Here is a 25,084-nt window from a genome sequence, read left to right as displayed (position 1 = left end):
AAAGGTAGGTGTTTAGATGGTGGATTCATACTCAAAATTACAAGAACTGCATGATTCAATGGTTAATATGACTAAAACAATTGAAAGCCTTGAAAACAGTATCTTGGATACTCTTAAAGAAAATACAGAATTAAAAGTAGAAAATCAACTTCTTCGAGAAAAAATGGATAAATTAAATAATGCTAATACGGGTTCAATTAAAACCCAGAGCGGGTTGGAATCTTTAAGACAGATATATACATCTGGTTATCATATATGTAACATGTATTATGGTTCACATCGAGATCCTAGCTCGGATTGCATGTTTTGTTTAGACATTCTTGATAATTTTGGCGAGAAAAAGAAAACACACTAAAGGACTGATAAAATGCAGCAACAAAAAAGTTATGATCAAGAACGGGGCAAGCTTTATTTGGTTCCAACGCCGATTGGTAATTTGGAAGATATCACAATTCGGGCCAAAAAAATTTTACAAATGGCTGATTACATTGCGGCTGAAGATACGAGGACAAGTGGGATTTTACTTGAAAAAATCGGTATTCATAATCATATGTTGTCTTTTCACAAATATAATTCAAAGGCTCGGGCTCCAGAATTGATTAAACTGATGCAGGAAGGGGCAGTAATTGCTGAAATTAGTGATGCAGGGATGCCCGTTATTTCAGATCCTGGTTATGTTTTAGTTCAAAAATGCATTGAAAATAATATTCCAGTTGTTCCGCTTCCTGGCGCTTCGGCCTTTACAACTGCTTTGATTGCTTCTGGTTTTGATGCACAGCCGTTTACCTATTATGGCTTTTTGCCACGTAAAATTAGTGAACAGTTGCCCTACTTTAAGCAGATGGCGGCCGCTCATGCGACATCAATATTTTATGAAGCTCCTCACCGCTTATGTAAAACACTTGTTAATATGGCAGTCGAAATTTCTTCAGACCGAAAAATTGTTGCAGCAAGAGAATTAACCAAAATACACGAAGAATTTGTTCGTGGTACATTGGCTGAATTGACAGAATATTTTACCGAGAATAGTCCGAGAGGAGAATTTGTCGTTTTAGTCTCTCCTAACGATGAGGTTTCAGTGCAACTGTCATGGCCGCAATTAATTGCGCAGGTTAATGACTTAGTATCTCAAGGAATGAGTAAAAAATCGGCGATTAAGGAAGTTGCCCAAGAGAACGAAATTTCTAAAAATGAATTATATGAACAATATCATCAGAAATAAGGTCGTAAAATGAAGTATAGTGAAAAACATCAAGTTAATTTTTATGAATGTGATGAAAATGAAAATTTGAAATTGCAGGCAATGATCGACTTAATGATGAGTACGTCAGAACATCAATTAAATGGTGATGCTGCCGATACAATTGCATTAAATGAGCGAGGTCTTGGTTGGGTGGTGACACAATATCATGCCGAAATTATTGATTTGCCTCACCCTAATGAACAGATAACGATTATTACTAATCCAGTTGGCTATAACCGTTTCTTAGAATATCGAGATTTTGCGATAAATAATGCTTCTGGGAAAGAAATCGTTAAGATGAAAAGTGAATGGGTTTTATTTGATTTACATAAACGTAGATTGGTATCTACTGATAGTGACCTAATGGATAAAATTGGCGTTCCTCTTTTGAAAAAAATGCCGCGTTTTCCAAGAATTCGTGTGCAACAAAAGTATCAGGAGCATCGTAATTACCGTGTTCGTTATGATGATTTAGATACAAATCATCATATGACTAATAGTCATTATTTTAATTGGTTTATTGATTCGCTTGATCGGGATTTTTTAAAACAGAATATGATTCAAACAATCGATATTAAATTCAACCAAGAAGTACGCTACGGACAAAACCCACAAGTGTTGGCAAGTTTAATTAATGATGAGAATAATCTCAAGTCATATCATGCAATCGCTGATGAGGAACGCAAAGATAAAGCCGTTTGTGAACTAATTTGGCGCAAATTATAATATAATTAGGCACGGTTATAGGCCGAGTTTAATTAAAGAAAGAAAGTGCTGCAAATGACGACGAAGGAAGTATTCAAAGTTGAGTTGCGTGACTTAATTTTATTAGGATTTATTGTGGCAATCAAAGTAATCCTTGGGCGCTTTACAATAGGTACAAATATAGCACATATAGGTTTGGGATTCATTGGCAGTGTTTTATTAGGATACTTGTTTGGTCCAATATGGGGAGCTGCTGGTGGTGGAATTGCAGATATTATTTCTTCAGCATTATTTGGCAACCAAGGTGGCTTTTTTATTGGCTTCACATTGAGTGCGATGATAGGTCCTTTTATCTATGGGCTGTTCTTTTATAAAAGTCAGGTAAGTATTTGGCGAATTATTGTGGCAACTTTATTAGTTACTATTATTGTAAATATAGCAATGAATACCCTTTGGCTTCATTTTTTATATGGTATTGATTTTAAGACTGCACTTATTCAGCGAATTCCGCTTGAAATCATTTCACCTTGGATTCAAATGGTTGTCACGTATTTTGTATTGCGGGCAATTTCGCGTGTTAAAATAAAAAGGTAATTGTTAAGTAAAGGTGAAAATAATTAAAGATGAAAATTTTAAGTGTGTCAACGGCCACTAGTCAGCTTAGTGTGGCTCTTAATGAAAATCAAATGGTTGTTGCTGAAAAAGATGAGCAAGATGAGCGCAATCATAGTGAGCATCTTGATCCCTTGATTAATGAAATTTTAGTAAGTAATCATCTTAAACTCAAAGATATTGATCGTTTTGCAGTTGCTATTGGTCCAGGATCATATACTGGTTTACGCATCGGTGTGACTACTATGAAAATGTTTGCGAGCATTTTGCATAAAGAAGTTGTAGGAGTTTCTACTCTAAAAGCTTTGGCAGCAAGTTGTACTGATAGTGATACACTAATTGTTACAGGTATTGACGCACGCAATGATAATTATTTTGCTGGTGCTTATTTAAATCAAAATGGTCATATGGTGAATATTTTGGCAGATGGACATTATTACATTACGGCTTTATTGAATCAAGTTAACCAATATTTAAAAGCTCAAAAAATACCGAAGGTGATTTTTCTCGGTTCGGGGTTTGAAAAGCAAGAAGAATTAATTAACAAATTGACTGTACCTTTTAGTTATGGAACAAATATTCAAAATCAAATTCATGCAGGGTTGATTGGCAAATTGGCTATGGATGAAGAGCCAGTTTCGCCTGATCAACTTTTACCACGCTACTTGCGACGAACGCAAGCCGAAGTAGATTGGCAAAAGAAAACCGGAAAAGCTTTTGGCTCGGATAATAGTTATGTGGAAGAAGTTTGATTCTTTAATCAATTTTTCGCGGCTAATACCGCCAAAAACAAAACTTTATTTTGATGATAGTATTTTTATGTTAAATAATCATCGATTACAAGCTAGGCGGGCAAGGCTAGACGATATTTTTGCAATACTAGAACTTGAAATTAAGGTTTATGGTTATTTACCATGGAGTAAAGAGTATTTTCAAAATGAATTACAGAAAAAACTGCGCTATATATAGTTGTCTATGACGTGACAAATCTAATTGCGGTAGTTGGAATTCATTTAAATGGGGAAAAAGGTCACATTACCTATTTAGCAGTTTCTCCTGTTTGGCAAAAGCAGGGCTTAGGTACATATTTATTACGATTAATTATTAATTTAGCGCAAAAATGGCATTGTGTACGATTGAGTTTGGAAGTTAGAAAAGATAATAAGATAGCTCAAGAATTGTATTGCCGATTCGGTTTTGTTACTAATTTTGTTCGACCAGATTATTATCAGGACGTACACCAGGATGGTTTGAATATGATATTAGATCTACCAATAAAGCAAAAGAAAGGGAAAAATTTTGGATAGTAAAAATGATATCCGTATTTTGGCTTATGAAAGTTCATGTGATGAGACATCAACCGCTGTTGTCAAAAATGGTCGAGAAGTTGAAAGTATGATTATAGCAACGCAAATCAAAAGCCACCAGCGGTTTGGTGGGGTTGTCCCTGAGGTTGCTAGTCGGCATCACATTGAGGTAATTAGTCAGATAACTGCTAAAGCCTTAACTCAAGCAAATGTGACTTGGCAAGATATTGATGCAATTGCCGTTACTTATGGTCCTGGACTTGTTGGTGCGCTATTAATAGGGGTCAGTGCCGCTAAGGCTGCTTCAATGGCAACGGGGATTCCCTTGATTGGCGTCGATCATATAATGGGACATATAATGGCTGCACAATTAACTTCTGAAATTGACTATCCTGCTCTTGCTTTGCAGGTTTCTGGTGGTCATACAGAAATTGTTTTACTTCAAGATCCAACTCATTTTGAAATTGTTGGAGATACACGCGATGATGCTGCTGGTGAAGCTTATGATAAAATTGGGCGTGTTCTAGGAGTGAATTATCCAGCTGGAAAGACAATTGATAAATGGGCACATGAAGGACAAGATACATTTAACTTTCCACGGGCTATGATGGAAGATGACAACTACGACTTTTCTTTTTCTGGTCTGAAAAGTGCATTTATCAATACCTGTCATCATGCTGATCAAATTCATCAAGAATTAAATAAGTATGACTTAGCGGCTAGTTTTCAGGCAGCTGTGGTGGATGTTTTAGCTACTAAAACAATTAGAGCAATTAAAGAATATCAACCTAAGACCTTTATTATGGGTGGCGGAGTAGCCGCTAACCAAGGCTTGCGTGAGCGAATGGAACAAGAAATTGAAAATTTATCTATAGGTTTGAAACCAAAAGTTATTTTGCCAGAATTAAAATTATGTGGTGATAATGCTGCAATGATTGGTGCTGCAGCTTATAATTTGTATAATGAAGGTAAATTTGCTGACTTAACTCTGAATGCGAATCCCTCACTTGAATTACCTTATGCTGATAAAATTTTGTATTAAAAAAGTTGACCTCTTTATTAAAGAAGTCAACTTTTTTTAATATTAACGTTAAAAGTTGTCAAGCTCGATCATGATATTTTCCCATTTCTCATTCGTTTTAGTTAGTTCAGTTTGAATTGCTGATAAGTCTTCTTGTAAAGGTCCAAGTTTGCTAAAGTCAGTTGCAATTAGCGGATCAGCCATTTCGCTCTGAATTGTTTTCTGTTGTCTTTCTAAATTATCAATTTCAACTTCAATTTCTTCAACCTGTCGCTGTAGCTTACGCTTTTGTGAGTCTTTTACTTTTTGCTCCTGGTAAGATAATTTAGTGGCTTTTTGTGCGTCTTCATTGTCTAGCTTAGGCACAATTTTGGTTGTGGTAAGTTGCTTATTTTTTTTATCTAAATAATAAGTGTAATCTCCTTCATAGACTGTTGCTTGTTGAGGATTAACTTCAACAATCTTATTGGCTAATTGATTAATAAAGTAGCGGTCGTGAGAGACAAATAGTAAGGTACCATCGAACTTTTGTAAAGCCTGTTCAAGTACTTCTTTGGCTTCTAAATCTAGATGGTTAGTTGGCTCATCCATCAATAAAAAATTATTATGTTCTAGAGACAAAACGGTTAGGGTTAATCTTGCTTTTTGCCCACCAGAGAGTTGCCCGACAGTTTTATCAATATCTTTTGCTGTAAACAGAAAACTAGCTAATACTGACCTAACATCCCGTTCTGGCATCATTTTGTGACGATCCCAAATAGTATCAAGCACAGTTTTACTAGAATCAAGTAATTGTAATTCTTGATCATAATAACCGATATCAAGCGATGCACCATATTTAATAGTACCCATTTTAGGTTGTAATTTTTTCATAATAGTTTTAAGTAAAGTAGATTTACCAATTCCGTTAGGTCCGATAACTGCAACTCGATCCCCTTTGTTAACTTGTAGATTAATATTATTTACCATAATTTTATCAGGATAACCAATTGTTAAATCGCGCAAAATCAAAACCTCTTTACCAGAGGGATGATCACTTTTGAAATTAATTTTGACTTTATTTTTATGTTTTGGTGGAGTAATGCGATCAATTTTTTCGAGTTGCTTACGCCTGCTCTGGGCTCTTTTAGTAGTTGTAGCCCTGACGATATTTTTTTGGATAAATTCTTCGTCTTTTTTGATTTTTTCTTGTTGTTTTTCGTATGCTTCTTCTTGCTGACGATCCCTTAATTGACGCTGCTTTACGTAATCAGAGTAATTACCTTTGAAGGTTGTTAATTTTCCAAATTGTAATTCAAAGATTTGATTGGTCAAATGATCCAGAAAGTACTGGTCATGTGAAACCACTAAAATTGCACCATTGTATCCTTTAAGAAATGCTTCTAGCCAATCTAGCGTGTTTAGGTCTAAATAGTTAGTTGGCTCATCGAGTAGTAATAGTGGTGGCTTATGTAAGAGTAATTTAACTAAAGCTAAACGGGTTTTTTCACCCCCAGAAAGACTGCCGATAATTTTTGCCCATGTTGCTTGTGGGAAATTGAACCCATTTAAAACAGTTTTGATCTCTGCTTGAAAGGTATAGCCACCTTGTTGTTCAAAATCAAATTGCAGCTGATCATAATTTTTTAGCAATTTTTTATCTTGCGGATGTTCAGCAATTTTTTGCTGTAATTTTTGAATTTGAGTTTCCATATTAATTAATGAAGTAAAAACACTAAGCATTTCATCCCAGATGGTTTTATCTTCGTTTAAACTATTTTCTTGTGCAATGTAGCCAACTTCAATCTCCTTATTAATGATAAATTCGCCATGAGTTGGTTCTTCTTTGCCCATCATTATTTTAAGAAGGGTGGTTTTTCCCACACCATTTGGGCCTACTAAACCAATTCGCGCATTTGCGTCAATTGAAAAATTAACATTGCTAAATAAAGTGTTGGCACCAAATTGTTTTTCTAAATTGTGTCCTTGTGCTATTATCATATTTTTCACCTAAAGTCTATTTTAGCATATGAAAAGCAGATACAGTGGACTGCAAAAATGACTTTTAAAATTTACAACTTTTTTATAAGTAATAAAACAAAAATAACAAAAATTTGTGTTAATTACTTATATTCGCATAGTAAAGTTGTCTTTGTTGTGTTAAAATTTGGTACATTGTGAAAAAAATATTTGCAACTTAAGCAAATTTATAGGTAAAATAATATTAATTGATGATTAATTCACAAAACAGGTGCAAGAAATAATAAAGTTGGAGGCTTTTTATGGAAAAGATCAAAATTCCCACAGCGACAGCTAAAAGACTGCCGCTTTATTATCGATATTTAATAATTTTAAATGAAGCGGGGAAAGAAAAAGTTTCATCAACTGAGTTATCCGAAGCGGTTCAAGTTGATAGTGCATCAATTAGACGCGATTTTTCGTATTTTGGTGCTCTAGGTAAACGTGGTTATGGTTATGATGTGAAAAGCTTACTATCTTTTTTTAAGAAAATTTTGAATCAAGATACGTTAACCAATGTAGCCTTGGTTGGAGTGGGTAATCTTGGTCATGCTTTACTTAACTACAATTTTAAACGTAGTAATAATATCCGAATTTCGTGCGCTTTTGATATTGATGAAAAAATCACAGGTAAGATATTAAGTGGAGTACCAGTGTATCGAATGGATGAATTACAGAAGCAATTAAGTGACCAACAAATAACGATCGCTATTTTAACGGTTCCTTCCACAACTGCACAAAAAACAGCCGATGAAATGGTTGAAGCAGGTATTAAGGGAATTATGAATTTTACTCCAATTCGTTTGTCTGCTCCAAGTGGAATCAGAATTCAAAATGTTGATTTAGCAACAGAGTTACAAACTTTAATTTATTTCCTTGATAGCGATAAGAATAAGCAAACAAATTAAAAGTTAGAGAGGCATTCTAATCTATAAGAAATTAGCACTTTTTTACGTAAAGTGCTAATTTTTTCTTGCAATTTATTTGTAAAGGAGTTATTATCATATTTGTAAGTTAGCACTTGGTTGATAAGAGTGCTAACGGCTAATAATGATTTTAATTAAAATTTAGGAGGGACAAACGTGTTACAACCAATAGGTGATCGCGTGATCGTAAAAGTTAAAGAAGAAGAAGAAAAAACTGTAGGCGGAATCGTCCTTGCTTCTAACGCTAAACAAAAACCAACTGAAGGCGAAGTTGTTGCCGTAGGCGAAGGTAGTTATGCCGAAAATGGTAACAAGATTCCAATGACTGTAACTAAAGGTAACATTGTTTTATACGACAAGTATTCTGGAACTGACGTTAAGTATGAAGGCGAAAAATACTTAGTCCTTCATGAAAAAGATATTTTAGCAATTGTTAAGTAATTAAGGGGTGGATAAAATGGCAAAAGATATTAAATTTTCAGAAAATGCAAGACGTTCCTTATTAAAGGGTGTTGATAAATTAGCTGATACAGTTAAGGCAACGATTGGTCCAAAAGGAAGAAACATTGTTTTAGAGCAATCATATGGTAACCCTGACATTACTAATGATGGAGTAACAATTGCAAAGGCAATTGAACTCAAAGATCACTATGAAAACATGGGTGCAAAATTGGTAGCAGAAGCTGCTCAAAAGACCAATGATATTGCTGGTGATGGTACTACAACTGCAGTTGTTTTGACTCAAGCCATTATTCGTGAAGGAATGAAGAACGTAACTGCTGGTGCAAATCCAGTTGGAGTTCGTCGAGGAATTGAAAAAGCTACTAAAGCAGTTGTTGACGAATTACATAAGATTAGTCATACTGTTTCTTCTAAAGAACAGATCGCTCAAGTTGCTGCCGTTTCATCTGCCTCAAAAGAAGTAGGTGATTTAATTGCTGACGCTATGGAAAAAGTTGGTAATGATGGTGTTATTACTATTGAAGATTCTCGTGGAATTGAAACCGAATTATCAGTAGTTGAAGGAATGCAATTCGACCGTGGATATTTGTCACAATACATGGTAACTGACAACGATAAGATGGAAGCTGATTTGGATAATCCTTACGTTTTAATTACCGATAAGAAGATTTCTAACATTCAAGATATTTTGCCGCTATTACAAGAAATCGTTCAACAAGGTAAGTCATTATTGATTATTGCTGATGATGTTTCCGGAGAAGCTTTACCAACGCTTGTTTTGAACAAGATTCGTGGTACTTTCAATGTTGTTGCTGTTAAGGCTCCTGGCTTCGGTGATCGTCGTAAAGAACAATTGCAAGACATCGCAGCTTTAACTGGCGGTACAGTGATTACAGAAGACCTTGGTCTTGAATTAAAGGACACTAAGCTTGAACAATTAGGTCAAGCTCGTCGCATTACTATAACCAAAGATTCAACTACTATTGTTGATGGTTCTGGTTCAGATGAGGCAATTAAGGATCGTGAAGATTCAATTAGAAAGCAAATTGCTGAAACAACTTCTGACTTTGACAAACAAAAATTACAAGAACGCCTTGCTAAATTAACTGGTGGTGTAGCTGTTATTCACGTTGGTGCTGCTACTGAAACCGAATTAAAGGAACGCAGATACCGAATTGAAGATGCCTTGAACTCAACACGTGCTGCTGTTGACGAAGGCTATGTTGCCGGTGGTGGTACTGCTTTAGTAGATGTTAAGGGTGCAGTTAAAGATTTGAAAGGTGATAATGCTGACGAACAAACTGGTATTAATATTGTTCTTCGTGCTTTGACTGCTCCAGTTCGTCAAATTGCTGAAAATGCTGGTGAAGATGGTTCTGTCATTTTGAACAAACTTGAAAGTCAAGAGATGGAAGTAGGCTATAATGCAGCTGACGGTAACTGGGAAAACATGGTTGAGGCCGGAATTATTGACCCAACCAAGGTAACTCGTACTGCTTTACAAAATGCAGCTTCAATTGCTGCTTTACTGTTGACTACTGAAGCAGTAGTAGCCGAAATTCCTGAAGATAAGCCAGCAGTTGATCCAAATGCCGCAGCTGGTGCTGGTGCTCCTGGTATGATGTAATTTAAATATGCTTATCTTTAAAAAGACTGTTCATTTGAAGTGAGCAGTTCTTTTTTTTTGAAGTAGCTAATGATAACCAGAACAAGACCTAATTTGACAAAAAATAATAATATTAGTATTTTAAATTAATATTATTTTTTAATGAAAGGGAATTTTATGGAATTTTTAAATTTAATTGGTGTTCTAGTAATTGTACTGGGATTTGCTATTGGACTAGATACAGTGGGTGTGGTCGTAATCGCTGCTCTAGTAACTGCCTTGGTTTCCGGAATTGATTTTGTTTCGTTCTTGCGGATTTTAGGAAAAGGGTTTATGGATAACCGTATGGTCTCACTCTTTTTCTTAACATTGCCAACAATTGGTATATTGGAAAGACATGGTCTTAAGAAAGCAGCTGTCAATTTAATTCAAAAAATGAAAAATTTAACCCCAGGTCGAATATTCGATATTTATTTGGCAATAAGAGAAATTGCATGCATCTTTGGTATCACATTGCAAGGACATGTTCAGTTTATTGCACCTTTGATTAATCCTATGGCACAAGCTGCTGGTAAGGTAAATCATGAATTAACAGAACTAGAGATTGATCAGATTAAGGCAAGAGCTGCAGCTAATGAAAATTTTGGTAACTTTTTTGCTCAAAACTTATTTGTGGCGTCTTCAAGTGTTCTCTTGATTTCTAGTACAATGAAATCGTTGGGGCATCCGATTACGCCATCGGGAGTTGTATTATATACGATTCCTGTTGCTGTAATTTGTTATCTCTTGTGCTTATTCTATAATCACATGTTTGATCAAAAAATAAAGAAGGAGAAATAAATGGTAACATTGATTAACAATCTTTTATTGGCTTTCTATATTTTAATTGGTCTGTTCTTTTTGGCAGCAGCAATAGAATCGTGGCGTGATCAAACAAATCAAGTGCGCTGGGGTACAGGCTTATTTTGGTTTTTGTTTGCTGTTCTCTTTTGCCTTGGTCAATGGTTACCAAGTGAAGTGAGTGGTGGATTAATTATCTTCATCGCTTTGCTTTCATTATTTAAGCAAGTTCGTGTTGGTCATATTAAAGAGCTTAACGAAAAAGTTGCGGCTGATACTGTAAAACGAATCGGCAATTGGATTTTTCTGCCAAGCATTTTGCTTGCGATCTTAGCCTTAGCAATTGCACAATATACAAACTTAGGAGGTCAAGTTGGCATTGGAATCGCTGCAATTGTGTCATTAATTGTGGCGATGATACTAACTAAGTCAGATGTTAAAACTGCTTATGAGGATTCTCAGCGAATGGTTCGTTCAGTAGGCTCTGCTGGGATTTTGCCACAATTATTAGCAACACTTGGGGTTGTCTTTACCGCTTCAGGAGTGGGCGAAACTACTGCTAAAGCGATCTCAGGTTTATTCCCAATTGGTAATCATTTGTTAGGAGTTTGTCTTTACTGCGTGGCAATGGCTATATTTACAGCAATAATGGGTAATGCATTTGCTGCATTCGCTGTGATTACGGCTGGAATTGGAATTCCTTTTGTTGTTGCTCAAGGTGGTTCGCCAGTAGTGGTTGCAGCTTTAGGGATGACTTCTGGCTATTGTGGAACTTTGGTAACTCCAATGGCGGCTAATTTTAACACTTTACCAGTTGCTTTAATGGAAATGAAAGATCAATTAGGAGTAATTAAGCAGCAATTGCCAATTGCAATTAGTATGTTAATCATTCAAATTATTTTGATGTATTTTCTAGCATTTTAGTGATTAATTGAGGAGAGAACAATGAAAATTTTAGTTACAGGTTTTGATCCATTTGGTACTGATAAAATCAATCCTGCTATTGAGGCTGTTAAACGTTTGGATGATAAAATTGCTGATGCGAAAATTGTAAAACTTGAGATACCGACAATCTTTAATGAATGTGCTAAAGTCGTGCATGACGCAATTGTTGAAGAAGATCCAGATTATGTTTTGAATATTGGTCAGGCAGGAGGACGATACGGCTTAACTCCTGAGCGGGTTGCGATTAATTTTGATGACGGTCGAATTGCTGATAATAAAGGCTATCAACCAATTGCTATGCCAATTCAGGCAAACGGTAAAAATGCCTACTTTACCCAATTACCTGTTAAAGCTATGGTACGTGAAATTCGGAGTGTTGGTATTCCAAGTTATGTTTCTACAACAGCTGGTACTTTTGTTTGCAATCATATTATGTATCAAGTTCAGTACATGATTGATAAGGAATTTCCACAGCTTAAAGCTGGCTTTATGCATATTCCCTATTTACCAGAGCAGGTTGTGGCTTTACCAGAAACTCCAAGTTTAAGTTTAAAAGATGATGTTCGCGGAATCACAGCAGCAATTAAGGCAATTGTTCAAATGGATGGTAAAGAGGATATTAGGACAATTGAAGGGCATATTGCCTGATTAAGCTAAGCATTGTACATGGAGGCTAAGCTTAAAATTATAAAAAGATCGTTTACTTACGGTCTTTTTTCTTTTGTATTCTCGATTAGCGTATAATAGGTAACAGTAATGAAACAGAAGAAGAGGTATAAATGGCTAACGCAAATACCACTCCGATGATGGAGCAATATTATGAAATCAAGAAGCAATATCCCGATGCTTTTCTATTTTATCGCGTCGGTGATTTTTATGAATTGTTTGAAGATGATGCTGTTAAGGGGGCTCAAATCTTAGAATTAACTCTGACTCATCGTTCCAATAAGTCAGCTCATCCAATTCCTATGGCTGGTGTGCCACATGTGGCAGTGAATTCGTATGTTGATACGCTTGTGGAAAAAGGTTACAAGGTAGCCCTTTGTGAGCAGCTAGAAGATCCCAAACAAGCTAAGGGAATGGTAAAACGGGGAATCATTCAGTTGGTGACTCCAGGAACATTGATGAACGACAAACCAAGTGATGCTAAGGATGCTAATTATTTAACGTCTCTTGTCAGTACCCAAAATTCTTTTGGGTTGGCCTACAGTGATTTATCTACAGGTGAAATTTTTGCTACACACTTAAAAAGTTTTGCTGCAGTTTCAAATGAGTTATTAACTTTAAGGACTAAGGAAATGGTATATGCTGGCCATTTAAATAGTCAAACTAGTGACTTTTTGCACAAGGCAAATATTACTGTCTCTGAGCCAGCACAAGTAAAAGAACAACATGCCGAAGTCTCATTTGCGGAGCAGAAACTAACAGATCCTGCTGAAAAAGCAGCAGTTGAGCAATTAGTGAAATACTTATTGCAAACCCAACGCCGTAGTTTATCGCATTTGCAGGTAGCTCAAAGCTATGAAGTGAGCCAATATTTGCAAATGTCACACACTGTACGCGATAATCTTGAATTAACTGTTTCTGCTAAAACTGGTAAAAAAATGGGTTCATTATTCTGGGTACTTGATAAAACCCATACAGCAATGGGTGGACGGTTACTCAAACAGTGGTTAGCAAGACCACTTCTTTCAGTTGAACAGCTTAATAAGCGTCAAGAAATGGTGCAGTCGCTATTAGATGAATATTTTATTCGAGAAAACGTGATTGACGCGTTAAAGGGAGTATATGACTTAGAACGCTTGAGTGGACGTATTGCCTTTGGTAATGTAAATGCGCGAGAACTTCTGCAATTAGCCCATTCACTTGAAGCAGTACCAACTATTCTTACTACTTTGGCTAAGTCTAATAGCAAATCTTTACAACAATTTGCCCAAAAAATTGATCCATTAAAGGGAGTAGCGAAATTAATTACCGCGACTTTAGTCGATCAGCCACCAGTACTAACAACAGAAGGTGGTTTGATTAAATCAGGTGTTGATCAACAGCTGGATCGCTATCGTGATGCAATGAATAACGGTAAAAAGTGGCTAACTGAAATGGAAAAAAGTGAGCGTAAGAAAACTGGAATTGAAAATCTTAAGGTCGGGTATAATAAGGTTTTTGGATATTATATACAAATCACTAACTCTAATAAAAATAAGGTACCGCTTGATCGCTATACACGTAAACAAACGCTGGCGAATGCCGAACGCTATATCACACCTGAACTAAAAGAGCATGAAAATTTGATTCTTGAGGCACAGACTAAGTCTACCGATTTGGAATACGACTTGTTTGTCAAATTACGTGAGGAAGTTAAGAAATATATTTCGGCATTACAGTCATTAGCAAGCCAAATTGCTGCTTTAGATGTTTTTTGTTCTTTTGCTCAGATTGCTGAAGAAAATAATTATTGTCGGCCACACTTTCATAGTAATTCTCAAGATATTGAAATTAAATTAGGACGTCATCCAGTTGTTGAAAAGGTAATGAGAACGGATGCTTACATTCCTAATGATGTTAAATTAGATAAAGGAACCGATATCTTTTTGATTACTGGTCCTAATATGTCTGGTAAAAGCACTTATATGAGACAGATGGCATTAATTGCAGTGATGGCACAAATAGGTTCTTTTGTTCCAGCTGAAAAAGCAGAATTGCCAATATTTGATCAAATTTTCACTCGCATTGGTGCTGCAGATGATTTGATTTCAGGACAAAGTACGTTTATGGTTGAAATGACTGAAGCCAACGATGCACTTCAGCATGCAACTAAACGTAGTCTTGTTTTATTTGATGAAATTGGACGAGGAACAGCAACCTATGATGGAATGGCCTTAGCGGGCGCAATTGTACAGTACTTACATGATGAAGTAGGAGCAAAAGTTTTATTTGCGACACATTTTCATGAGTTAACTGCTATGGCACAAACATTACCACATTTAAAAAATATCCATGTTGGTGCAACTCAAGAAAATGGTAAATTGATTTTTCTTCACCAAATTTTACCCGGACCTGCTGATCAAAGTTATGGAATCCACGTTGCTCAACTTGCAGGATTACCACATAAAGTTTTGCATAAAGCACAAGAATTGTTACAACATTTAGAAGAACAGGGTAGTGGCTTGGATTCTAGTGCAAAGCAGTTGGAATTATTTAAAATCACCCCAACTGATCCATCTTTAAATTATGATCCAGATATATCTAGCAGTGAAAAACAATTGCCTAATAAAAAACAAGAAATTTTACATGAAATTGCTAATCTTTATTTGAATGATAAAACACCGCTAGAAGTAATGCAACTTGTTAAAAATTGGCAGGAAGACTTGAAGGATGAAGACTAATTATGGCAGAAATTCATGAGTTATCTGAGAATTTAGCTAATCAAATTGCCGCTGGTGAAGTTATTGAGAGACCAGCAAGTGTTGTTAAAGAATTAGTTGAAAATTCGATTGATGCTGGTAGTGATCGTATCCAAATAGAATTTTTAGATGCTGGACTAAAGAAGATTGTAGTTCAAGATAATGGAACAGGAATTGCTGGTAACCAACTTGATTTGGCATTTACAAGGCATGCAACAAGTAAAATTGAAAATGAACATGATCTGTTTAATGTTGATACACTTGGTTTTCGTGGAGAAGCCTTAGCTTCGATTGCAGCAGTTAGCCATGTTGAAGTATTAACAAAAACCGAAAATATGGTGGGCAAACGGGCCGTATTTGATGCTGGTATTAAAAAAACTCAAGAAGATGCTGCAGCACCTTTAGGTACCCGAATTACTGTTAGCGATTTGTTTTATAACACACCGGCTCGGTTAAAATACTTACGTAGTCCTAGAACTGAAATCATGAAAATTGTTGATATTATTAATCGAATTGCTCTAGGTTACCCTCAAATAGCTCTAACATTAAAAAGCGAAAAACGTATTTTACTTAAAACTGCGGGTAACAAGGTTCTTAAACAAACTGTTGCAAGTGTTTATGGTCGAGAAATTGCTGAAAAGATGTTGTTAATCAAGGGGAGTGACCAAGATTTTACAATTTCTGGACTTATTTCTAAACCAGAATTAACCCGTTCAACGCGTAATTTCATTTCGATTTTACTTAATGGTCGGTATATTAATAATTATCAATTAGCTAAGGCGGTAATGAGTGGCTATGGTGCTAACTTGACAGATAGGCACTATCCAATTGCAGTAATTAAAATAGTGGTTGATCCATTTCTAGTAGATGTGAATGTTCATCCAACAAAGCGAGAAGTGCGGTTATCAAAAGAGACACAATTAAGTCGACTAATTACAAGTACTATTAGTAAAGTGCTTTTGCAAAAAGATGCTCAAGCAGATGGGCTTGGTAATTTATCTTCTGTTAAAACTGAAACTTTAATTGATCAATTAAAGTTTGATTTAAATAAAGATGTAGTTGAAACTAAGCGTAGGTCCCAAATTGAGGATGAGGTGCAAGAAAGTCAGCCACTAACAATTAAATCTCCACAAGTGATGCACTATGTTGATCTAAGTATTCCACGTGAAGATGATTATTATGTAATTTCTAAAAGCTGGTCCCAAAATGTGGCTATTCAAAAACGGTTACGACCCTTTTCTAAGCGAGTGATTACTGAAAAACTTACCTCAACTGGAGATGACGTTCTAACTAATAGTCTACCTAACTTAGAATTCGTAGGAAAAGCTGGCACCTATCTTATTGCCAGTAACAAGGGAGATTTATATTTGATTGACCAGGTGGCAGCAAGGCGATTGTTATGCTTTGAGAAAATTAAGAGTGCACTTGTAAAACAAAAGATTGCTCAACAAACTTTGCTGACACCATTAATTCTAAATTTTGGTAATTTAGAATTTATTCAAATAAGTTCTAAACTAACGGAAATAAAAAAAATAGGAATTTTTTTAGAAGATTTTGGTCAAAATACTTTTATTTTGCGTACAACTCCGACCTGGTTACAGGATGATTCGGAAAAGGAAATACGCACAATTCTTGATTACTACTTAAATGTTGATCAAAATAATTCAACTAAATTAATCGACCGAATTGCAGCAAATCAAGCTCAACAAGTTGTTGTAGGCAAAGAGCAGTTAAGTAATCTAGAATGTAAGGATATTTTGACTAAATTACGGAAAATAGAGGATCCGTACCACGATGCTAAAGGTAATGTTGTTCTTATTCGTTTACGAAAAAATGAATTACGCAAAATGTTTAAAAAGGATGAATAATTAATGTATGAGTATTTAATAGGCATCATTACTGTTACTAAGCCTAACTACCTTGTCATTGAAGTTAATGGTATTGGGTATAAAGTATATAGTCCGACACCTCTTGAATATCAAGAAGGTCAAAAAGCTAAAATCTTCATTGAACAAAGTGTGCGTGATACGGCTATAACGCTTTATGGCTTTCGAACAGAAGAAGACAAGGGTTTATTTTTGAAATTATTGAGTGTTAGTGGTATTGGTCCCAAATCAGCTTTAGCAATTATGGCGGCAGAGGATAGTAATTCTTTAGCAGAAGCAATTGAGCAAGGAGAAGTCAAATATTTGACACGCTTTCCAGGTGTGGGTAAAAAAACCGCTTCTCAAATCGTCCTTGATTTAAAAGGAAAATTAGGTGATTATGTACAGCAGGTCAATAAACCTATAGGTCAAAATGTTTCACCAGAGTTAAATGATGCACTGCTAGCATTACTAGCTTTAGGCTACACGAAAAAGGAAGTTGATCGAATTGCGCCAAAATTAGATGATTTAGCTGAGACAACTGCTGATCAATATATCAAAAAAGGCTTGGCGCTTCTATTAAAGCGTTGATTATTGCTATAATAAAAAAGTGTGTTAAAAGGGAAGTGAGACCGGTGGCAGATAAGGAAGATCAAATTGTTTCGGGTAAAATTCAAGGAACGCAGGAACAGCAGACAGAATTTTCGCTAAGACCGCAAAAGTTGAGTGAATATTTGGGACAACAGCGAGTTAAAAAGGAATTGGCGGTTTATATTGAAGCGGCTAAAAAGCGGGATGAATCGCTTGACCATGTTCTGCTTTATGGACCACCAGGTCTTGGGAAAACGACATTAGCTTTCGTTATTGCTAATGAGTTAGGGGTTCATCTTAAAAGTACAAGTGGTCCTGCAATTGAAAAGGCTGGTGACTTGGTTGCCTTGCTGACTGATCTTAATCCGGGCGATATCTTATTTATTGATGAAATTCATCGGTTAGCAAAGCCGATCGAGGAAGTTTTGTACTCAGCAATGGAAGACTATTATGTAGATATTGTGATTGGTGAAGGTCAAACTACCCATGCGGTTCATGTTCCCTTGCCACCGTTTACTTTAGTAGGTGCAACGACACTAGCAGGGCAATTATCTGCACCTTTACGTGATCGTTTTGGAATTGTTGAACATTTGCAGTACTATAGCGCTGATGAATTGCAAAAAATTGTTTTGCGTTCTAGTAATGTCTTTAATATTAAAATTGAACCAGAAGCAGCACATGAACTAGCTCGTCGTTCACGAGGAACACCGCGGATAGCTAATCGACTACTTAAACGAGTGCGAGATTTTGCTCAGGTCAAGGGAGAAAAAATAATTTCTTTCGCAACAACTAAAAACACATTGCAGCAACTTCAAGTAGATGATGAAGGTCTTGACCAGACAGATCGGAAGATTTTACGGGTAATTATTGAAAATTATCAAGGTGGTCCGGTAGGTATTCGGACATTGGCTGCTAATACAGGAGAAGATTTTGAGACAATACAGTCATTATACGAGCCATATCTGTTGCAACATGGCTTTTTAATAATGACGCCGCGCGGTCGAATGGTTACGGAAAAGGCATATTTGCAGTTGGGATTGCCAATCCCACATGAATAGTGCAAATCTGACTTATTTTCTGTATAATTAAGTGATTGTTAATTTGAAAATGATGGGGTGTAAACATGAATACTTTATTTTTAGCAGCTAATAATGGTGGTAGTAATAATATGATGATTATTATTACGTTTGTTTTAATTATTGCTTTAACTTATTTTATGATGATTAAGCCGCAAAAAAAGCAACAACAGAAAAAAGCCGAAATGATGAATCAGTTGAAAAAAGGGGATAATGTTATCCTGATTGATGGTTTGCATGGTAAGATTGATTCTGTTAATACCGAAGATAAGACTGTAATAGTTGATGCCGATGGAATTTATTTAACCTTTAGTCGAATGGCTGTTCAACAGATTATACCAATGAAAGATAATGGTACAACTACTAAGACACTTGAGAAACCGGCAGAAGATGCTACCGAAAATCAACCGGTTAAAACAGCAAAAGAAGAAAATTCTAGTGAAAATAATGATTCGACTTCGGAAAAATAATAATAAATAAAGTGCCTATCGGGCACTTTTTCTTTTAAGAGAATTTAATAACCAATTGCTAAAAACTAAAGTTTGCAAATAAATTATTATAGAATAAAGTTAATACAAAGTAAGTAATTGAGAGGAACTCTTATGAAAAACATTCCAGTTGTTATGATTATTTTTGGTGGTAGTGGTGATTTAGCACATAGGAAACTCTATCCAGCATTATTTAATTTATATGAGCAGAACTTGATCCATGACAATTTTGCGGTGATCGGAACGGCTCGGCGACCGTGGTCGCATAAATATTTACAAGAACAAGTTGTTGATGCTATTCATGAAACACATGACAGTGTAGATGAAAATGATTTAGCCGCTTTCGCTAGTCATTTTTATTATCAATCTCATGATGTAACTAATATTGAGCATTATGAAACTTTGAAAAATTTGGCTGAGGATCTTGATGCACGTTATAGTGCTCAGGGTAACCGGATATTTTACATGGCAATGGCACCACACTTTTTTGGAACAATCGCCGAACACATTAATGATCAAAATTTAACGAGTACTGGGTTTAATCGAATTGTGGTGGAAAAGCCTTTTGGTCATGATTTGGTTTCTGCTGAAGAACTTAACCGGCAAATCACCGCTTCATTTGATGAAGATGATATTTTTAGAATTGATCATTATCTTGGTAAAGAAATGATTCAGAATATTTTGCCAATGCGCTTAACCAATCCGTTAATTAAAAATGTCTGGAATAAAGACACGATTAAGAATATTCAAATAACTTTGTCAGAACGTCTTGGAGTTGAAGCACGAGGCGGTTATTATGATACTTCAGGAGCTCTTCGTGATATGGTTCAAAATCATATTTTTCAAATTATCACGCTTTTGGCTATGCCTGAACCTAAAGATTTAACTGCTCAAAGTATTCATGCGGCAAAACAAAAGCTTCTTGAAAGTTTGATTGTTCCTTCTAAAGAAGAGATTGATCAGCATTTTGTACGTGGCCAGTATCTTGGTAGTGATATGACTTTTGGCTATCGTGAAGAGCCTAATGTTGACACCAACTCAAAGACTGAAACTTTTGTTGCTGGCGAAGTAAAATTTGAACAAGGACCTTTAGCAGGAATGCCAATTTACTTTAGGACTGGTAAGGAAATGCGTGAAAAGAAAACACAAATTGATATTGTTTTAAAGCATATGTCCAATTTATACGGGCAGGCTCATTCTAATAATATTTCGATTGTTGTTGATCCTGATATGAAAATTTATATTACGATTAATGGTAAAAAAATTAGCCAGCCGGGAATTCGGCGTGAAAATTTAAGTTATCTATTTTCTCAAGAAGAGCAAGACAAAATACCAGATGGTTATGAGCGGTTGTTGCACGATGTCTTTGTTAATGATTCAACCAATTTTACTCATTGGAGTGAATTGAAAAATTATTGGAAATTTATTGATGCTATCGAGGCAGCTTGGCAAAAAGATAATGATAATGGGCAAACTCCGGTCCAATATATACCGTACAGAATGGGACCAAAAGAAGCAGACCAGATCTTTGAATCGGCTATCGAACATTGGATTTATGAATAATTATGACCTACTTCCGCGTAATGATACGAGTCGAAAAATTATTCATATTGATATGGATGCTTTTTACGCTGCAGTTGAGACCCGTGATAATCCGGATTTAAAAAACAAAGCCTTAATAATTGGACAGGATCCACGTCAAAATAATGGCCATGGGGTAGTGGCAACTGCTAATTATTGCGCACGTAAATTTGGTGTTCATTCTGCGATGTCTTCAATTAAGGCATTACGATTAATCCCTGCAGAAAAAATAGTCTTTTTACCGCCAAATTTTTCTAAATATCGCCAAGTTTCATCCGAAATTCATGAAATAATGCATGATATTACAGATACTGTTCAATCAATTGCCTTAGATGAGGCGTATTTAGATGTTACAACAAATAAATTAGGAATAACTTCTGGTGTAAAAATTGCGCTTCAGTTACAGACCCGAATTTATCAAGAAGTTGGGCTCAATTGTTCATTTGGGGTAAGTTATAATAAATTTTTAGCCAAAATGGGTTCAGAATATGCTAAACCTTTTGGTAGGACTGCTATTTTGCCAAATGAAGCCCTAGAATTTATTGCTCAACAAAAGATAAATAAATTTCATGGTATTGGTCCAAAAACACAACTTAAACTTGCAAAATTGGGTGTGTATACAGGAAGAGAATTACAACAAATGAGCGTTCGTAGCCTACTCAAGCATTTTAACCGGATGGGTTATATTATGGCTGAGCATGCTAATGGAATAGATTTATCTCGTGTTATTCCAGATGATGAGCATATGCGTAAGTCAATTGGAATTGAACGAACTTATGAGCCTTGTGTTTACGATGAACAATTGGCTTTAACCAATATCCGCAAGTACGTAAGTATGTTAGCTGATAAACTACAAGAGCATAACTTATTTGCCAAAACAATTGTTATCAAAATTCGTAATAATGCTTTTGAAACGATCACTAAAAGACGAAAATTAAGCCATGCAACTAACTCTTCGCTTGAAATTTATGAGGCTGCAAGATATTTGTTTGAAACAGTTTCTGCTCAATTTTTGAGCGATGGTATTAGGTTACTGGGAGTAACTGCAACCGATTTTGCAGAAGCCGAATTTACTAATATAGATCTGAAGCTCTTTTCTGATTGAAGCTCTTTTTTGTTAAACTAATAAAGAATTTTAAAAAATTTGAAGGAGAAAATTAATGAATACCTTTTCGCAAATATACGAAAAAATAGAACAATATTCAACAATCATTTTTCATCGCCATACAAGTCCAGATCCTGATGCATTGGGTTCTCAAGCGGGACTAGCTCGGTCATTACGTCTCCAATTTCCTGAGAAACGTATCCTGTGTGCTGGTGAAAATGACGAAGGTGATTTGGAATGGATTAATCAGATGGATCAAGTCAAGTCATCAGATTATCAAGGTGCATTGGTTATTACAACTGATACGGCTAATACAGCACGAATTGCAAATAAACTATATAGTCAAGGGGACTTTTTAATTAAAATTGATCATCATCCAGATGTTGAGCCATATGCTGATTTAAGCTATGTTGATGATGAGGCACCAGCGGCTTCGCAAATTGTTGCAGATTTTATTATTGAAAAGCATCTTCCATTAACTAAGGAAGTAGCATACCCATTATATGCTGGCATTGTGGGAGATACGGGACGCTTTATGTATCCTGAAACCTCTAAGCATACTTTTTTTGTAGCGGCTAAATTGGCGCAAACTGGAATCAATATTAATGAAATTGCCCGCAATATTAGTGACGTTACTTTTGCTCAGGCAAAGCTGCAGGCAGAAGTCTTGGAACATATGAAAGTCGATCCAAGTGGAGCAGCATATGCAATCTTAACACAAGAAAAGTTGTCAAAACTTGGGGTTGATTCTGAAGAAGCATCGTGCACTGTATCAACCCCAGGTCGAATTAAAGACATTCTTGCTTGGAATGTTTTTGTTGAAAAGTCAGACGGAACGTTTAGAGTGCATTATCGTTCAAAGGGGCCAATAATTAATGGCCTTGCCGCTAAACATAATGGTGGTGGCCATGCTCTTGCCAGTGGCGCCAATGCAAAAAATTTAGTAGAAGTTGAACAAATCTTTGCTGAATTGGTACAAGTAACTAAGGAATATCAAAAATCGCATGAATAATATTTTTAAAGATGAACAACTTAAACCAGCTATAAGAACTGGCTTAACCAAAATTGATTTTACTGAACCAACTAAAGTACAAGAAAAAGTAATTCCCATTCTTTTAGCTCATAAAAATGCTGTCGTTCAAGCTGTGACTGGTTCAGGAAAGACGCATTCTTTTCTAATACCTGTTTTAAATGATATTGCTTCTGAAACGCCCTATACTCAAGCTATTTTGACAGCACCGAGTCGAGAATTAGCGGAGCAATTGTATCAAGTAGCACGTCAGTTGCGGGATGCTGCTAATTTACAGATTTCAATTGCTAACTTGGTAGGTGGCAGTGACCGAGAACGGCAACTTAAAAAGTTGAATAACCAAAAGCCACAAGTTGTAATTGCTACCCCAGGTCGTTTGCACGATTTTGTTGAGAAAAAGATTTTATACTTAGATTATGTCAAAGATTTAATCATTGACGAAGCTGATATGACTCTGGATATGGGTTTTCTAAGTGATATTGACTTTATTATTCAAAGGCTTCCTAAAAATACGACACTAGCCGCCTTTTCTGCTACAATTCCAGTTAAATTATCTAATTTTTTGCGCAAGTACATGGCGAAACCAGAACAAATTGTAATAGACAATCCGTTAGTTATTTCGCCTACGGTTAAAAATGACTTAATTGATATTGGTAGTAAAAGTCGTAAGCGGCTTTTATATCAATTATTGACTATGGGACAACCATATTTGGCCTTAATATTTGCTAATACGAAACAGAACGTTGATGAATTAACACAGTATTTACAAGAAGAAGGATTAAAGGTTGCTAAAATTCACGGTGGAATAACTGAACGTGAACGTAAGCGAACTTTACGTGAAGTAGAAAATGGCCAGTATCAATACGTTGTTGCAACAGATTTAGCCGCTCGCGGATTAGATATTGATGGGGTTAGTCTGGTTGTTAACTATGAGATTCCACGAAATTTGGAATTTGTAGTTCATCGCATTGGCAGAACTGGGCGTAATAAAATGACAGGTCATGCTGTAACACTAATTCGTGAAGAAGAAATGACACGGATTACTTCGTTAGAACAAATGGGAATCCACTTTGATTTTGTTGAAATCAAAAACGGAGAATTGGTTTCGCGTAAACATTATCACCGTCGAGATACTGTCAAATTTTCTAGTCATACCCTTGATCCGAATATGAAAGGTTTTGTTAAAAAAACAAAAAAGAAACGTAAGCCAGGATATAAAAAGAAAATAAAGCGGGCAATTCAGCAGGATAAAGCGCAGAAAAATAAAATTGAGCAACGTCATAAAATGCGTAAAGAAAAAGCGCAACGAAAAAAGCGGCGTGATCGAAAATAAATACTTAAAACAAAACTGAAATCTTCAGTTTTGTTTTTTTCTTATAAATTTATAACCTTATATTTATATATTGTGAATTAAAATAATTGTTTTTTTTGGTATTTTTTATTGTTTGAAAGCGATATAACTGTTATATTTTATTTATCAGAATTTAATTAAGAGGTGAATTAAAATTGTTAACAATTAGGGCGGAAAAAATTCTAAAGCAGTGTTTATCAGAGCAAATCGTGCATAAATATACCGTATTAGAATTCTGTCAAGCTGCAAGTATTAACCGGGGAGTATTTTATCAGTACTATCGAAATATTAGTGATCTATTTTTATCGGTAATGATAATCGAGATAAGGAGAACTTTGCGTTCTACCAAAAACGAAAGTATTGGAAAGATGTTTTATAGAATGCTCATAAAAATTCGCGAGAATAAATTTTTCTACTTAAACATGCTAACAATTGCAAAAGATTTGCGAGAATTTTATCAGGTTTTAAATAAAGAATTAGCGCATGCAATTGAACTTTATATGCGACCAAGAGGAGCATTTTCAGTTAGAAAAATCGAATTAGTTTCAAATGGCATTTATGCAATTGTTTTGAACTGGGTCTTAAATGAATGTAAAAATGATATTCGTGATATTTATCAGTGTATATATCTGCTGCTAAAACAGGTTGAAGAGCCAACAAAACAGTTCTAAGTTCAATACTCATTTAAACTAAAATTGAATAAAATTATTTTTTTCAAAAAAGCTTGCAAAAGAAGAAAAAGGTTGCTAATATAAATAACTGTCGTCGGGCGAAAGTCAAAGAGACAGAAGCGAAGAGGACAAAAAACATTTGAAAGAAAAGCTTGACAAAGGAAAGCTGATTTAGTAAGATGATAAACGTTGCTGCTTGAAAGAGCAGAGAGCGGACAGAAAAAAGTTCTTGACAAAGAGAACAAGATCTGATAAAT

24 protein-coding genes are annotated in these 25,084 nt (G+C 35.5%); 23 read left to right on the top strand and 1 reads right to left on the bottom strand.

The window, feature by feature from the left end; genetic code table 11:
* Positions 1-19: 19 nt before the first annotated feature.
* From yabA to tsaD, 7 genes are all read left to right on the top strand, one after another.
* On the top strand, positions 20-355 hold the full coding sequence (yabA, locus tag F5ESL0246_RS06010; protein WP_122018755.1) for a DNA replication initiation control protein YabA: 336 nt from the start codon (positions 20-22) through the stop codon (positions 353-355).
* 12 nt (positions 356-367) lie between these two features.
* Positions 368-1,222, top strand: coding sequence for a 16S rRNA (cytidine(1402)-2'-O)-methyltransferase (gene rsmI, locus F5ESL0246_RS06005; RefSeq protein ID WP_122018653.1), 855 nt, complete (start codon positions 368-370; stop codon positions 1,220-1,222).
* Positions 1,223-1,231: 9 nt separating this feature from the next.
* Positions 1,232-1,969: an acyl-[acyl-carrier-protein] thioesterase gene (locus F5ESL0246_RS06000; protein WP_122018651.1), complete on the top strand. Its 738-nt coding sequence runs from the start codon at positions 1,232-1,234 to the stop codon at positions 1,967-1,969.
* 54 nt (positions 1,970-2,023) lie between these two features.
* Complete coding sequence (locus F5ESL0246_RS05995) at positions 2,024-2,542, top strand: folate family ECF transporter S component (RefSeq protein WP_122018648.1); 519 nt, start codon at positions 2,024-2,026, stop codon at positions 2,540-2,542.
* A 29-nt stretch (positions 2,543-2,571) separates the two neighbouring features.
* Complete coding sequence (gene tsaB, locus F5ESL0246_RS05990; protein ID WP_122018647.1) at positions 2,572-3,312, top strand: tRNA (adenosine(37)-N6)-threonylcarbamoyltransferase complex dimerization subunit type 1 TsaB; 741 nt, start codon at positions 2,572-2,574, stop codon at positions 3,310-3,312.
* Between the two features lie 189 nt (positions 3,313-3,501).
* A complete protein-coding gene (locus F5ESL0246_RS05980; protein ID WP_122018642.1) occupies positions 3,502-3,867 on the top strand; it encodes an N-acetyltransferase in 366 nt (121 codons plus the stop codon).
* Complete coding sequence (gene tsaD / locus F5ESL0246_RS05975; protein ID WP_122018640.1) at positions 3,860-4,909, top strand: tRNA (adenosine(37)-N6)-threonylcarbamoyltransferase complex transferase subunit TsaD; 1,050 nt, start codon at positions 3,860-3,862, stop codon at positions 4,907-4,909. The genes F5ESL0246_RS05980 and tsaD overlap by 8 nt, the downstream gene beginning before the upstream one ends.
* A gap of 48 nt (positions 4,910-4,957) precedes the next feature.
* Here tsaD and F5ESL0246_RS05970 read toward each other — a convergent pair whose 3' ends face one another.
* Complete coding sequence (locus F5ESL0246_RS05970) at positions 4,958-6,868, bottom strand: ABC-F family ATP-binding cassette domain-containing protein (protein WP_122018638.1); 1,911 nt, start codon at positions 6,866-6,868, stop codon at positions 4,958-4,960.
* A 281-nt stretch (positions 6,869-7,149) separates the two neighbouring features.
* Between F5ESL0246_RS05970 and F5ESL0246_RS05965 the strand changes: the two genes are divergently transcribed.
* The 16 genes from F5ESL0246_RS05965 (at position 7,150) to F5ESL0246_RS08265 (ending at position 24,827) form a co-directional block, all read left to right on the top strand.
* Complete coding sequence (locus F5ESL0246_RS05965; RefSeq protein WP_122018636.1) at positions 7,150-7,794, top strand: redox-sensing transcriptional repressor Rex; 645 nt, start codon at positions 7,150-7,152, stop codon at positions 7,792-7,794.
* A 174-nt stretch (positions 7,795-7,968) separates the two neighbouring features.
* Complete coding sequence (groES, locus tag F5ESL0246_RS05960) at positions 7,969-8,253, top strand: co-chaperone GroES (protein WP_122018634.1); 285 nt, start codon at positions 7,969-7,971, stop codon at positions 8,251-8,253.
* A gap of 16 nt (positions 8,254-8,269) precedes the next feature.
* Positions 8,270-9,901, top strand: coding sequence for a chaperonin GroEL (gene groL, locus F5ESL0246_RS05955; RefSeq protein WP_122018632.1), 1,632 nt, complete (start codon positions 8,270-8,272; stop codon positions 9,899-9,901).
* 156 nt (positions 9,902-10,057) lie between these two features.
* Positions 10,058-10,720: a DUF969 domain-containing protein gene (locus tag F5ESL0246_RS05950; RefSeq protein WP_122018630.1), complete on the top strand. Its 663-nt coding sequence runs from the start codon at positions 10,058-10,060 to the stop codon at positions 10,718-10,720.
* On the top strand, positions 10,721-11,644 hold the full coding sequence (locus F5ESL0246_RS05945) for a DUF979 domain-containing protein (protein ID WP_122018627.1): 924 nt from the start codon (positions 10,721-10,723) through the stop codon (positions 11,642-11,644).
* A 21-nt stretch (positions 11,645-11,665) separates the two neighbouring features.
* Complete coding sequence (gene pcp, locus F5ESL0246_RS05940; RefSeq protein WP_122018625.1) at positions 11,666-12,313, top strand: pyroglutamyl-peptidase I; 648 nt, start codon at positions 11,666-11,668, stop codon at positions 12,311-12,313.
* A gap of 155 nt (positions 12,314-12,468) precedes the next feature.
* Positions 12,469-15,051 carry a DNA mismatch repair protein MutS gene (gene mutS / locus F5ESL0246_RS05935; protein WP_122018753.1) on the top strand — a complete coding sequence of 861 codons (2,583 nt, stop codon included), beginning with the start codon at positions 12,469-12,471 and terminating at the stop codon, positions 15,049-15,051.
* A gap of 2 nt (positions 15,052-15,053) precedes the next feature.
* Positions 15,054-16,937 (top strand): DNA mismatch repair endonuclease MutL, encoded by a 1,884-nt coding sequence (mutL, locus tag F5ESL0246_RS05930; protein WP_122018623.1) that lies wholly within the window; start codon positions 15,054-15,056, stop codon positions 16,935-16,937.
* Between the two features lie 3 nt (positions 16,938-16,940).
* Positions 16,941-17,525, top strand: a complete 585-nt coding sequence (gene ruvA / locus F5ESL0246_RS05925; RefSeq protein WP_122018621.1) for a Holliday junction branch migration protein RuvA — start codon at positions 16,941-16,943, stop codon at positions 17,523-17,525.
* Positions 17,526-17,569: 44 nt separating this feature from the next.
* Positions 17,570-18,583 (top strand): Holliday junction branch migration DNA helicase RuvB, encoded by a 1,014-nt coding sequence (ruvB, locus tag F5ESL0246_RS05920; protein ID WP_122018619.1) that lies wholly within the window; start codon positions 17,570-17,572, stop codon positions 18,581-18,583.
* 65 nt (positions 18,584-18,648) lie between these two features.
* On the top strand, positions 18,649-19,071 hold the full coding sequence (gene yajC, locus F5ESL0246_RS05915) for a preprotein translocase subunit YajC (protein ID WP_122018617.1): 423 nt from the start codon (positions 18,649-18,651) through the stop codon (positions 19,069-19,071).
* Between the two features lie 132 nt (positions 19,072-19,203).
* Entirely contained in the window at positions 19,204-20,652 is a 1,449-nt protein-coding gene (gene zwf, locus F5ESL0246_RS05910; RefSeq protein WP_122018615.1) for a glucose-6-phosphate dehydrogenase, read from the top strand.
* Positions 20,645-21,775: a DNA polymerase IV gene (gene dinB, locus F5ESL0246_RS05905; RefSeq protein ID WP_122018751.1), complete on the top strand. Its 1,131-nt coding sequence runs from the start codon at positions 20,645-20,647 to the stop codon at positions 21,773-21,775. The genes zwf and dinB overlap by 8 nt, the downstream gene beginning before the upstream one ends.
* A 55-nt stretch (positions 21,776-21,830) precedes the next feature.
* A complete protein-coding gene (locus F5ESL0246_RS05900) occupies positions 21,831-22,787 on the top strand; it encodes a bifunctional oligoribonuclease/PAP phosphatase NrnA (RefSeq protein WP_122018613.1) in 957 nt (318 codons plus the stop codon).
* Positions 22,780-24,138 carry a DEAD/DEAH box helicase gene (locus tag F5ESL0246_RS05895; protein ID WP_122018610.1) on the top strand — a complete coding sequence of 453 codons (1,359 nt, stop codon included), beginning with the start codon at positions 22,780-22,782 and terminating at the stop codon, positions 24,136-24,138. Before F5ESL0246_RS05900 ends, F5ESL0246_RS05895 begins: the two co-directional genes overlap by 8 nt.
* A 440-nt stretch (positions 24,139-24,578) precedes the next feature.
* Complete coding sequence (locus F5ESL0246_RS08265) at positions 24,579-24,827, top strand: hypothetical protein (RefSeq protein ID WP_158593159.1); 249 nt, start codon at positions 24,579-24,581, stop codon at positions 24,825-24,827.
* Positions 24,828-25,084: the final 257 nt, after the last annotated feature.

Source organism: Lactobacillus sp. ESL0246 (genome assembly GCF_003692965.1).
In the GTDB taxonomy this organism is placed as follows: Bacteria; Bacillota; Bacilli; order Lactobacillales; family Lactobacillaceae; genus Lactobacillus.
The sequence above is the reverse complement of the archived record's forward strand: the minus strand, read 5'-3'. Positions and strand labels throughout refer to the sequence as shown.

Excerpts from the sequence above, each read along its gene's own strand:
- rsmI (WP_122018653.1), top strand. The coding sequence starts at position 368 with ATGCAGCAACAAAAAAGTTATGATCAAGAACGGGGCAAGCTTTATTTG.
- F5ESL0246_RS06000 (WP_122018651.1), top strand. The coding sequence starts at position 1,232 with ATGAAGTATAGTGAAAAACATCAAGTTAATTTTTATGAATGTGATGAA.
- F5ESL0246_RS05995 (WP_122018648.1), top strand. The coding sequence starts at position 2,024 with ATGACGACGAAGGAAGTATTCAAAGTTGAGTTGCGTGACTTAATTTTA.
- tsaB (WP_122018647.1), top strand. The coding sequence starts at position 2,572 with ATGAAAATTTTAAGTGTGTCAACGGCCACTAGTCAGCTTAGTGTGGCT.
- F5ESL0246_RS05970 (WP_122018638.1), bottom strand. The coding sequence starts at position 6,868 with ATGATAATAGCACAAGGACACAATTTAGAAAAACAATTTGGTGCCAAC.
- F5ESL0246_RS05965 (WP_122018636.1), top strand. The coding sequence starts at position 7,150 with ATGGAAAAGATCAAAATTCCCACAGCGACAGCTAAAAGACTGCCGCTT.
- groL (WP_122018632.1), top strand. The coding sequence starts at position 8,270 with ATGGCAAAAGATATTAAATTTTCAGAAAATGCAAGACGTTCCTTATTA.
- F5ESL0246_RS05950 (WP_122018630.1), top strand. The coding sequence starts at position 10,058 with ATGGAATTTTTAAATTTAATTGGTGTTCTAGTAATTGTACTGGGATTT.
- F5ESL0246_RS05945 (WP_122018627.1), top strand. The coding sequence starts at position 10,721 with ATGGTAACATTGATTAACAATCTTTTATTGGCTTTCTATATTTTAATT.
- pcp (WP_122018625.1), top strand. The coding sequence starts at position 11,666 with ATGAAAATTTTAGTTACAGGTTTTGATCCATTTGGTACTGATAAAATC.
- mutS (WP_122018753.1), top strand. The coding sequence starts at position 12,469 with ATGATGGAGCAATATTATGAAATCAAGAAGCAATATCCCGATGCTTTT.
- mutL (WP_122018623.1), top strand. The coding sequence starts at position 15,054 with ATGGCAGAAATTCATGAGTTATCTGAGAATTTAGCTAATCAAATTGCC.
- ruvA (WP_122018621.1), top strand. The coding sequence starts at position 16,941 with ATGTATGAGTATTTAATAGGCATCATTACTGTTACTAAGCCTAACTAC.
- yajC (WP_122018617.1), top strand. The coding sequence starts at position 18,649 with ATGAATACTTTATTTTTAGCAGCTAATAATGGTGGTAGTAATAATATG.
- zwf (WP_122018615.1), top strand. The coding sequence starts at position 19,204 with ATGAAAAACATTCCAGTTGTTATGATTATTTTTGGTGGTAGTGGTGAT.
- dinB (WP_122018751.1), top strand. The coding sequence starts at position 20,645 with ATGAATAATTATGACCTACTTCCGCGTAATGATACGAGTCGAAAAATT.
- F5ESL0246_RS05900 (WP_122018613.1), top strand. The coding sequence starts at position 21,831 with ATGAATACCTTTTCGCAAATATACGAAAAAATAGAACAATATTCAACA.
- F5ESL0246_RS05895 (WP_122018610.1), top strand. The coding sequence starts at position 22,780 with ATGAATAATATTTTTAAAGATGAACAACTTAAACCAGCTATAAGAACT.
- F5ESL0246_RS08265 (WP_158593159.1), top strand. The coding sequence starts at position 24,579 with ATGCTAACAATTGCAAAAGATTTGCGAGAATTTTATCAGGTTTTAAAT.